Raw genomic sequence first — 7,825 nt, 5'->3', positions numbered from 1 at the left:
GTAGAGAACTCCATGATCACGCGGGCCTGTGCCCGTTCTGCTGCCACCCCTCATCGCGACCGTGCTCCGCCACCTACTGCCGGACGCTCTTAATCGACGACATGTTCCTGACCATGCATGTGGCCGACGGCGCCGGGCTGGCTGCCAACCAGGTTGGCGTCGACCTGCGGCTGTTCGTGTATGACTGCACGGACGACTATGGGGTCCGGCATGTCGGACACATCATCAACCCGGTTCTGGAGCAGCCCGATCCGGGTAACCGCCGACTCGTTGACGACTTCGAGGGCTGCCTGTCCGTGCCCGGTGCCGCCATGGCTGTCCCCCGCACCGATCGTGCAGTCGCTCGCGGGTTCGACAAGGACGGCAATCCGCTCGTCATCGAAGGGGTGGGTTACTTCGCCCGGTGTCTGCAGCACGAGACCGACCACCTCTTCGGTCACACGTATCTCGACCGGCTCTCCAAGCGGGATCGCAAGGACGCGCTGCGGCAGATGGAATACCACCGTGAGGGCGTCTTCGCGCAACGCGCGATCAAGGCCGCGGGCCTGGGCCGGTGAGACGCTCCTCGTCCGCCGACAGCGACTTCCGACGACATCATCCGCGATCGTTGTCTAGTGTCCGGCGGTCATCGGGGCAGGTCGGCAGCCTTGATCACCACTGAGGCACATCAGGCAAGTTGGTTGAACCTCAGTCCAGGTGTTCCGGTCGGAACACCTGCGTTCGGCTGACTGCAAACGTCGTCAACCGAGCGGCGTAGTGACGTCAACCTGCAGGTTGATTCCGGGCGGGAGAAGGCCAGGAACACTGAGAGTATGTCAACCAACGTGCTCCATAAGGCAGTTGATAGCAAGGGGACGGAGCGACCAGTCCCGCTGTGGGCGGAGAGAGTCGCCCACCTCATTCCGCTGGTGGGGCTGCCGGTGTGTCTCTGGCGGCTGCCCATCGGCTTCGGTTACGCGATGGGCGGGGAGAACACTCCGTCGGCGTGGTGGCACATCCCGTACGTCTTCGGACTCAGTCTCCTGACGGAGGCGTTCGCGCTGCTCGGGTTCGGGCTGGTGCGCCGATGGGGAGAGGTGGTGCCCAACTGGGTCCCGAAGCTGGGGGGCCGCCGCATCCCGCCCTTCGCGGCGATCGTTCCCGCCACCATCGGCGGGCTCCTCCTCCTGGGGCTGATGGTCAACTGGGTCTTCACGGCCTTCCGTATCTACGGTTCGCCCGGTTTCCCGTACGCCCCGGGCTGGGACACGCTGGCGATGACGGTCAGTGGCCTGCTGACCCTGTGGGGCCCCTTGGTGCTGGCGTTGACCTACGGCTACTACCGCCGCCGCTGCCGCCCGGACGCCTGAGCACTCCCGCGCCCGGCGCGGTCCTCCCTCGGGAAGTCCGGGGCGTTCCCGCGCCCGGAGGAGGTTGACCGCCCGCCGATTTCTTGCCGCTTCCTGTCAGCGCATCGTCCGGCGGGGAGCGGGGAGTCAGGTTCCGGCAGGTTGCTGAACCCCAACTTGTCGGCAGATCGCGCTCCGTTGGAGGGTAGTTGGGGCAGTCCGTTCATCCATGAGCGGCGGCAGCCGCTGTGGCTCCCCTTTGCCCACAGCACAGCGCCATCGCCATGTGTGCCCAACGTGCCTCGACAGCCCTGGCCTCGCCGTTTCGGTTGGGGTGCGGCTGAGGATTGGGTAGAAACGCAAAAGTGCCTTCCTGAGCCGGGACGATGGACCTTGTCTAGGGGTTCTGTCGTCGCCGGAGGAAGACACTTTCTGCGTGAAGAAGATCCGGTTCGCGGCCCCGGCTTGTGGTGTCCACTGACGGGTCGGGGGTGGTCGGGCACGCCGGAGCACGTTTGCCGGCGGGCCTCGCCGAAGCGACCGGGCTGACGGCGGCGTATTCCACCGTGCTAACGTCGCGTCCGCGATCGTCAGCGCGACCAGGCCCGAGCAGATCGCTCAGAGCGCCACGGCCTCCGGGATCGAGCTGGACGACGAGTCCGTCGAGCGCATCGACCGCATTCTTGAGCCGATCACCGAGCGCGACCCCCGTAAGTCTCCCGCGCAACCGACCGACTACCGCAGCTGACAAGACAGCAGGACGCCCGTGAGCTCCACGTTGATTCGCTTGATCGAGCCCTCCGACGGCCCCGCACTCGCCGGACTGCTCTCCCGGGACAAGCAGACGTATGCGCGCTGGCTGCCCGCGAGGCCCGCAGAGTTCTACACGCCCGACGGGCAAGCCTCGGTCATCGAATCCCTGCTGGCCTCCCATGGCAAGGGGCTCGCGTGGCCCGGCGTCGTGGTCTCCGACGAGACCGTCATCGGGCAAGTCAGCATCAGCTCGATCCTGCGCGGCCCGTTCCAGAAGGGATTCCTCGGCTACTGGGTCTCTTCTCTCTACCAGGGACTCGGGCACACGAGCCGTGCCGTCGGCCTCGCGCTGCGGATCGCCGAAGACGAGCTGAACCTGCATCGACTGGAGGCTCACACCCAACTGGAGAACCTCGCGTCTCAGGCGATCCTCCGCAAGCACGGATTCAGTTCCTGGGGCATCGCCCATGACCACTTCTACGCCGACGGCGCATGGCGCGATGAAGTGTTCTGGGAAAGGAAATTGACCGGCAGGCTCGGCTCCTAGTAGGGCTTTGTTAGGTGGTGTCGTGGGGCTGCCATGGGGTGGGTTGTCGGCAGGTGGGGCAGGTTCCGGTCCAGGTGGCGAGGAGTTGTTGGAGGAGGTCCAGGGCCTGGTAGAGGGTCAGGCCCTGGCAGGGGCTTTTGGGCAGGTCCGCTGTTCGGTGAGGAAGAGGTGGGCGGCGGTGACGAGGGTGACGTGGCGGTGCCAGCCGGTGAATGAGCGGCCTTCGAAGTGGTCGAGTCCGAGGGTGGTCTTCAGCTCGCGGCAGTCGTGCTCGATGCGCCACCGTAACTTCGCGAGGCGGACCAGATCCCGGGCCGGGATGTCGGCGGGCAGGTTGGATATCCAGTACTTGACCGGTTCGTCCTCGTCCTCGGGCCACTGGGCGATCAGCCAGGTCAGGCCGATGACACCGTCGGCCGCGGGCTTTGGACGGCGCCCGGCGAGCCGGATGCGCAGGAATATGAATCGGGAGGTCATCGCGGCTTTGGAGCCCTTGCGCCAGGTGACCGTCACCGCTTTCTCACGCCCGGCAGTCAGGACGTGTTCGCGCAGGCTGACCGGGCGGGTGCGGTAGCGGGGCAGCGGCCTGGGCCCGAGCCCGCCATAGGACGGCCGGTGAGGCCTGGCCGCCTCGGCATGAGCGGTCAGCTCGCCCTTGACCTGCAGCGCGTAGGCCAGGCCCCGGTCCTCCAGGGCGTGCCGGAAGTCGGCGTTCACGCCGTAACCGGCATCCGCGACCAGCACCGCGGGCCGCAGCCCGACCGCTGCCAGTTCGTCGAGCATCTCCAGCGCAAGCTGCCGCTTCGGCCGGTGGCGTACATTGTCGGGGATCCGGCAATGGGCCCGCCGGCCCGCTGCCTCGGGGCCGTCCCAGCTTTGGGGCAGGAACAGCCGCCACGACAGCGGACACGACGCGGTGTCGGAGGCGGCATGGACGCTGACCCCGATCTGACAGTTACCGACCTTGCCCAGCGTCGGAATACTGCCGGGCCACCCCGGGCGAAGACACTCCGTCCTTCGGAAAGCCGGTGTCGTCCACCACCCACACCTGCGGACGCACCACCCCAACCGCACGGCGGGCCAACCCCACGCGGACCGTGCCCACCGGCCAGGTCGAGGACGTCATGAACTGCTGCAACCGCTGATGGTCCACACCCAAACGCCCAGCCATCGGCTGCATCGACTTCCGACGCCCGTCCAGCAACAGACCTCTCAGATACAGCTCGCCCTTCACCCGCTGGTCAGCACGCGCCAGCGGCGCGAACACCTCCCCAACGAACTCCTCCAACCGGCCCCGACACGCCGCGAGTTCATCCGCCCTCATACCAGCAGGAAACCACCAGAACAACCGCCTGCCCAGACACGTAACAAAGCCCTACTAGGACCTGTCCGGCCAATCATGTGACTGCCGGAGTGGGGCGGGCGTTGGGGTTGACCTCAAGTCGGGTTGAGCTTCACAGGTTCCGGGGAGCTGGGCCTCCTGGGCCTTCAGATGCGCTCGGTGACCAGGCTCGGATCGGGAACCGCGGCTTTCTCGACGACTGTTCGGCGTTCGACCAATCCGAGGGCCACACCGGCGATGATGACCATACCGCCAAGGGCCTGGGTGAGCCGGACTGTCTCCTTGTTGATCACCACAGCACCGAGCACACCGAACACGGGTACCAGGTTGAGAATGTTGACCGCGACGCTCGAAGTCATCCTGCGCAGGCCGTAGTTGTAGAGGAGGAAACCACCGACGGAACACGCCACGGCCAGATAGGTGAGCATCACCGAGGCCGAGGCGTCCGGCACCCGCCAGTCCCCGATCTCCAGGAGTGAGGCGAGCAGGAAGCCGGCGGCGCCTGCCACCGTCTGGTGGTAGGTGAGGTTCACGGCATCCTGCCCCCGGCCCGCGTACTTGCCCAGCACGTTGTATCCGGCCCATATCAGCCCGCCGAGCAGGAGCAGCACGTCACCGAACCAGCGTGCGCTGCCTCCGACTTCTGCCCCGTTGCGTACGACCAGGAAGGCTCCCAGTGCGGCGAGCAGCACGCCGCTGACCCGGAGCAGCGGCATCCTGCTCCGGAGGAGAGCCAGCTCCAGAAGCATGGTCATCAGCGGATAGGTGGCCACGATCAGGGAGGCGTCTGAGGCGGTCGACAGCTCAACGCCGATGTTCTCCAGCACAAAGTAAGCCGTGATGCCGAGCAGGCCGCTCAGGTAGATCATCCGCCGCTGGCGGGCATCCGGCGGGGCTGCCGGGTTGCGGCGCATGCGCGCCATGATCGCGAGCAGCACGGCGGCGACAGTGAAGCGGATGGCCCCGATGGTCAGCGGCCCGACATCCGCCAGCACCTCCTTGGTCACCGCGTACGAGCTGCTCCACAGCAGCGCGGCCGCCACGACTGAACAGATCGCCAGAGCCCTCGTCTTCCGTTCTTCCACCGCTGATGCCCTCTCGCCCGGAACCCCGACTCCGCCCTGACCCCACAGCAACGACGCGAATCATGAACGGGATTTTGGGGGATACGCTAGAAAGCAATCCGGAAGAATGACAAGCCAGACGAATATAATTCGGACCTTGAGGAGTGGGGCTGAATGTGGACGAACTAGATTCGGCGTTGCTGCGACTTCTGCAGCAAGACGGTCGGCGCACCAACCGGGATCTGGCACATGAGTTGGGCATCGCGCCCTCCACCTGCCTGGAGCGAGTGCGCGCCCTCCGCGAGCGCGGTGTGTTGCTCGGATTCCATGCTGAGGTAGACCTCCCCTCGCTCGACCGAGGGCTGCAAGCGATGATCGCCGTGCGGGTGCGGCCGCCGACGCGTGCGGTCATTGAACAGTTCAAAGCCTTCGTGGCGCGCATGCCCGAGGTGATCGCGGTCTTCGTGCTGACGGGCACCGACGACTTCCTCCTCCATGTCGCGGTTCGCGACACCGACCAGCTGCATTCCGTGGTTCTGGACAAGCTGACTGAGCGGCAGGAACTCGCAGACGTACGCACCTCGGTGATCTACGGACACCTGCGCAAGAACATCATCGAGCCGATGTGAGAGGGCGTTAGGTCCCTTCTCTATCGGTTCGTGATCGCTCGATCGTGGTACTGATCGCCGCACGAGCCAACCATTCGTCATGCACATGCTGGGATGCGAGCATGGACCGAAGACCCTATCCGAGCGACTTACCGGACGAAGTGGGCGTTGATCGAGCCGATCATCACGTCCTGGAAGCAGGGCCAGGCGGGCCGGTCGGCGACCGGAGACCCCGGGACCTGTGATCTGGGGGAGGTCGTGAACGCGATCTTCTACCAGAACCGGACGGGCTGTCAGTGGCGCCACCTGTCCCATGACCTGCCGGCCTGGTCGGCGGTGCTTTACTACTTCACGCTGTGGCGTCAGGACGGGCTGGACCAGCGGATCCAGGAACTCCTTCGCTGCCAGGTGCGGGAGAGGGCCCGCCGGTTAGGTCCTGCCCGGCGGATCATGTGGCTGCCGGGGTGGGTCGGGAGTTGGAGTTGACCTCAAGTCGGGTTGAGCTTCTAGGTTCGGGTGCGCCGATGTCGACGTACTTGAGAGGAACAGCCATGAGGACGCTGGTGCTGGGAAGGATGCCCGCCAGGGTGACGGAGGTGCTGGCCACGCTGCGCGCGGACGGTTTTGACGCGGAGGGAGTGAGTACCGACGAGGAGGCCCGGAAGCTGTTGGAGGCCGAGGAGTTCGGAGTGCTGATCATTGGCGGGGGTGTGGAGCCGGACTCCCGCGCCGCGATCAAGGAATTCGCGGCGGAGCACCGGGTGCGGCGGGTGATCGACGGCGCGCTGACGGAGCCCTTCGATACCTACGTGCGGCGGGAGTTCGAGCCGCTGATCCGGGAGGCCACCTCCAAGGGGTGACGGCCAGCTCCGCCGGGCGTTGATCCGGGCGGAGCCTCTCTCCCGCTCAGCTCCAGCGCAGCCCCGACCTGACCGAGCACTACTGGTTCCGTCCGGTGGAACATGGGCGGAGCCAGAGTCGGATCGCTGCGAGGGTGACGGTGCCGTGGAAGACGTAGGCCCTTTTGTCGTACCTCGTAGCCACGGCCCGGACAGCAGGCCCAGCACCAATCGCCCTGCCCGCAGGCGGGGTTCGTACCGGGCGAACCTGCTCGCGATCCGGTCCATGGCCACCTCGAACGCCTCCCGCCATCGGGCGGGATCTATGCTGCGGCCTGCGGCCACCGTCTCATCGTCAGTCCACACAACTCATGATGATCAACGGTGGCCGCCCGGGGACTGGTGGCTTTTCCGGCGAAGGCCGTGGTGGGTCCGGTGATCTGCCGGACCGCGCGTGCGTGCGCGAGGACGGCGGCCCGCTCCGCGGGGAACAGCCGAAGAAGTTCCCGGTCGTCGAAGGCGGGAAGGACGGCTGCGGGCCGGTGACCGGTGCTCCGGTGCGGGCCTTGGGCGGTGTGGGTCAGGGCAGGCAGCAGCGGGGGAGGGTGCCTCTGCCACCGGAGAACCTGCGGGCCGTCCTGGCTCCGGTCGACCTGGTCTGGGCACGCCTGGAGCGTCCGGCCCCCCGCCGCCTGGTGGAGGCCGCGGCCCGCAGCGGGCTCGCCCGGATGGGTCGTACCGATGCGCCGCAGGTCCTTGCCGACCGGCTTGCCCGGCGCCTGGCCGACCAGATGCGGCTGGCCGGGCCGATCAAGGACCTGGTGGGCTGGTTGATCGGCCGGGCCCTGCCCCAGCGTCAGCAGTGCGGCGACGTGCGGTGCGACGACCAGGTGCTGCTCGACTCCGGCCGGGCCTGCCCGCGCTGCGAGGACCTGCAGGTCGACCGCCGTGCCCAACGCCGCGCGGTCAAGGCCGCCATCGACGCAGCGATGCCCGGGGCCCCCGAGGACGAGCGCCGTGCGGTCACCGAGCAGCAGCTGCACCAGGACGTGATGGCCAGGGCGTGGGCCCGCGAGCACGAGTGGGAACAGGGGCGCGCCCGGAAGGTCGCCGCGGCTCAGGCCCGTGCCGAAGCCGCGGCCGCGGCCGCGCAGCCGACCGCCGACATCCCGGCCGCACCGGTGGCCCCGGTCGTGCTGCCCGCTCCGTGCCTGCCCGCCGTCGTCCCCGCCTCGGAACCGGAGCTCGCCGACGTCGACGAGGACCAGGAGCTGGTCCTCGAGGACCGCACCCGGGAGCAGGTCCTGGACTGGCGCAATCGCGCCGCCGCCGACCACGAGGTCG

Annotated in this window: 6 protein-coding genes and 3 pseudogenes; 7 read left to right on the top strand and 2 right to left on the bottom strand. The window is 67.4% G+C overall.

The window, feature by feature from the left end; translation table 11 throughout:
• Positions 1-26: 26 nt before the first annotated feature.
• The 3 genes from def to ACGFU7_RS47050 all read left to right on the top strand — a co-directional run bounded on the left by def (position 27) and on the right by ACGFU7_RS47050 (position 2,628).
• On the top strand, positions 27-557 hold the full coding sequence (def, locus tag ACGFU7_RS47060; protein ID WP_393704866.1) for a peptide deformylase: 531 nt from the start codon (positions 27-29) through the stop codon (positions 555-557).
• Positions 558-812: 255 nt separating this feature from the next.
• A complete protein-coding gene (locus tag ACGFU7_RS47055) occupies positions 813-1,349 on the top strand; it encodes a hypothetical protein (protein WP_393704863.1) in 537 nt (178 codons plus the stop codon).
• A gap of 766 nt (positions 1,350-2,115) precedes the next feature.
• Entirely contained in the window at positions 2,116-2,628 is a 513-nt protein-coding gene (locus ACGFU7_RS47050) for a GNAT family N-acetyltransferase (protein ID WP_393704861.1), read from the top strand.
• Between the two features lie 117 nt (positions 2,629-2,745).
• Here the strand turns inward: ACGFU7_RS47050 and ACGFU7_RS47045 are convergent.
• Together ACGFU7_RS47045 and ACGFU7_RS47040 are read right to left on the bottom strand one after the other, a co-directional pair.
• A pseudogene (locus ACGFU7_RS47045) lies at positions 2,746-3,952 on the bottom strand (IS701 family transposase).
• A gap of 164 nt (positions 3,953-4,116) precedes the next feature.
• Positions 4,117-5,055 (bottom strand): DMT family transporter, encoded by a 939-nt coding sequence (locus ACGFU7_RS47040; protein ID WP_393704860.1) that lies wholly within the window; start codon positions 5,053-5,055, stop codon positions 4,117-4,119.
• Positions 5,056-5,210: 155 nt separating this feature from the next.
• Here ACGFU7_RS47040 and ACGFU7_RS47035 point away from each other — a divergent pair, with 155 nt between their 5' ends.
• From ACGFU7_RS47035 to ACGFU7_RS47020, 4 genes and pseudogenes are all read left to right on the top strand, one after another.
• Positions 5,211-5,663: an Lrp/AsnC family transcriptional regulator gene (locus tag ACGFU7_RS47035; RefSeq protein ID WP_393704864.1), complete on the top strand. Its 453-nt coding sequence runs from the start codon at positions 5,211-5,213 to the stop codon at positions 5,661-5,663.
• A gap of 101 nt (positions 5,664-5,764) precedes the next feature.
• A pseudogene (locus ACGFU7_RS47030) lies at positions 5,765-6,074 on the top strand (transposase); the annotation flags it as partial.
• A 119-nt stretch (positions 6,075-6,193) separates the two neighbouring features.
• Positions 6,194-6,502, top strand: a complete 309-nt coding sequence (locus tag ACGFU7_RS47025; RefSeq protein WP_393704858.1) for a hypothetical protein — start codon at positions 6,194-6,196, stop codon at positions 6,500-6,502.
• 437 nt (positions 6,503-6,939) lie between these two features.
• Positions 6,940-7,825 (top strand): annotated as a pseudogene (locus tag ACGFU7_RS47020) (hypothetical protein); the annotation flags it as partial.

It is taken from the genome of Streptomyces sp. NPDC048473 (assembly GCF_043200155.1).
Classification (GTDB): Bacteria; Actinomycetota; Actinomycetes; order Streptomycetales; family Streptomycetaceae; genus Streptomyces.
The sequence above is the reverse complement of the archived record's forward strand: the minus strand, read 5'-3'. Positions and strand labels throughout refer to the sequence as shown.